The 2,343-nt window shown below is 60.6% G+C and carries 1 protein-coding gene; it reads right to left on the bottom strand.

Going from position 1 to position 2,343, the window contains the following annotated elements; translation table 11 throughout:
• Nucleotides 1–2,343: excinuclease ABC subunit UvrA (gene uvrA, locus ABX749_RS29790; protein ID WP_372899236.1), on the bottom strand; the 2,343-nt coding region annotated here is incomplete at both ends.

Genomic DNA, 2,343 nt, shown 5'->3' with positions numbered 1-2,343 from the left:
GCCATTTCCGCCCCAACGTTTTCCAGATCGTATTGGCGTCGTGTTTCTTCTTCTTGCGTTTCGGTGTCGCCTTTTTCGCTTGCCCGTTCGACTTGGCGGCCGTTTTCGATCCTCGAGAACGGGTCTCTGGGCGACTGGCTGCGTCGATTCGCAACCGTCCGGAACCGGACTCGGCGACGGATTCGGCGACGGATTCGGCGACGGATTCGGCAGTCGGTTTCGACTTTTTCGCCGACGGCTGGAGCGCCTCGGCGACGAAGGGCGCCGTGACGGAAACCGGTTCGCCGTTTGACCGTTCGGCTGTCGCGGCCAGTTGTTCGGGTGTGCCTTCGAAGACGATCTTGCCGCCGTCGACGCCGGCACCAGGCCCCATGTCGATGACCCAATCGGCGCATTTGACAACGTCCAGGTTGTGCTCGATGACGACACAGGTGTTGCCCAAGTCGACCAGACGCTGGATCACGTCCAGCAGTTTCGCGATGTCGTCAAAGTGCAAGCCGGTCGTCGGTTCGTCCAGCAGGTACAACGTTTTGCCGGTGCCCGGACGGGCGAGTTCCGACGCCAGTTTGACCCGTTGGGCTTCACCGCCGGACAGCGTCGGAGCGGATTGGCCCAGCGTGACATAATCCAATCCGACGTCACACAGGGTTTGCAACACGCGGGTGATGCGGGGTTCGGAGGCGAACAGCTCCACCGCTTCGCCACAGGACATCGCCAACACGTCCGAAATCGACTTGCCGTGATACTTCACCTGCAACACGTCTTCGTTGTACCGCCGCGATCCGCATTCCTCGCACGGCACCCAAACGTCCGGCAGGAAATGCATCTCGATTTTACGTTGACCACTGCCCTCGCATGTCTCGCAGCGTCCGCCGGGGACGTTAAAGCTGAACGTTCGCGCGGTGTACTTTCGCTCGGCCGCTTCGGGGATCAACGCGAACAGGTTTCGAATCGTATCAAACACGCCGGTGTAGGTTGCCGGATTGCTGCTGGGCGTGTTGCCCAGCGGTGATTGATCGACACGAATCACTTTATCGACGTGGCGGAGGCCTTCGATTTTTTCGTGACGTCCGGGTTTCATCCTTAGCCGATGCAAACGCTTGCCCAGGATCGGGTACAGGGTGCCTTCGATCAACGTGCTCTTGCCACTGCCGCTGGGCCCGGTCACAACCGTCAACACGCCCATCGGCAATTTCAGATCGACGTGATCCAGGTTGTTTTCCGACGCGCCGATCAGGGTCAGGTAATCGACCAGCGGCTTGCCACCGTCGGTCATCACCGGGCGTCGTACCGACGGCAACGGGATGTGTTTGGTGCCGTTGATGTATCCGGCCGTCACGCTTCGTTCGACCGGCGACAATTTTGTCGGTGGGCCTTCGGCCACGATTCGGCCGCCATGCCGACCGGCGCGTGGCCCGAAATCGCACAGGTAGTCGCTGCCGGCGATCACGTCGCGATCGTGTTCGACCACCAACAGCGTGTTGCCCAAGTCTCTCAATCGATGCAGCGCCGAAAGTAGACGCAAGTTGTCACGGGGGTGCAGCCCGATCGTGGGTTCATCCAACACGTACAGCACCCCGCACAATCCGCTGCCGAGTTGGGCGGCCAATCGAATTCGCTGCGCCTCGCCGCCGGACAGCGTCGCCGCACCGCGATGCAGCGTCAAATAGTTCAGTCCCACGTCCAACAGGAAACGCACGCGCGATTGGATTTCACGCACCAATTCGCCGGCGATCTTTTTCTCCCGGCGATCGAGTTTCCAATCGGTGACGACGCCATCCAAACGATCCAGCGGCATGTGAACCAGATCGGCCATCGTCCAACCGCGAAACTGACAGGCGGCCGCTTCTTCACGCAATCGCGATCCGTCGCAGGCACTGCAATTGATGTCGTCGACGAACTGTTCCAGCTTGCCGCGCAATCCCGGTGTCAAACGCGACGCTTCCTCTAGCGCCGGATAAAAGCCTTTGAATCGAAAGCGGAACAATTTGGCGGTGGACGTTGAATTCGGTTTCGCATCGCTTTGCCGGACTTCGATCCAGCGATCGCCCAGCCCGTGAAACAGCAATCGGCGGTGCGTGGCGGTCAGCTCGTCGAACGGCAGATCGATCGGGATGCCGGTCTGTCGCGACAACGCCCGCAACAACCACAACGAGACCTCGTGATCGACACTCGGCCACAGCAGTGCGGCACCGTCGGCGAGCGTTTTGCGCGGCGAATCGATCAGGGCGGCCGGGTTGGTTCCGGTTTGCTTGCCCAGGCCTTCACACTGCGGACACCAGCCGACAGCGCTGTTGAAGGAAAAGTGGTGTGGCGTCAGTGTGGGAAAGGATCGACCGCATT

The organism is Stieleria sp. (genome assembly GCF_041595215.1).
Taxonomy (GTDB): Bacteria; Planctomycetota; Planctomycetia; order Pirellulales; family Pirellulaceae; genus Stieleria; species Stieleria magnilauensis.
Note: the sequence above shows the minus strand (reverse complement) of the source record. Positions and strands in the feature narration are given on the sequence as shown.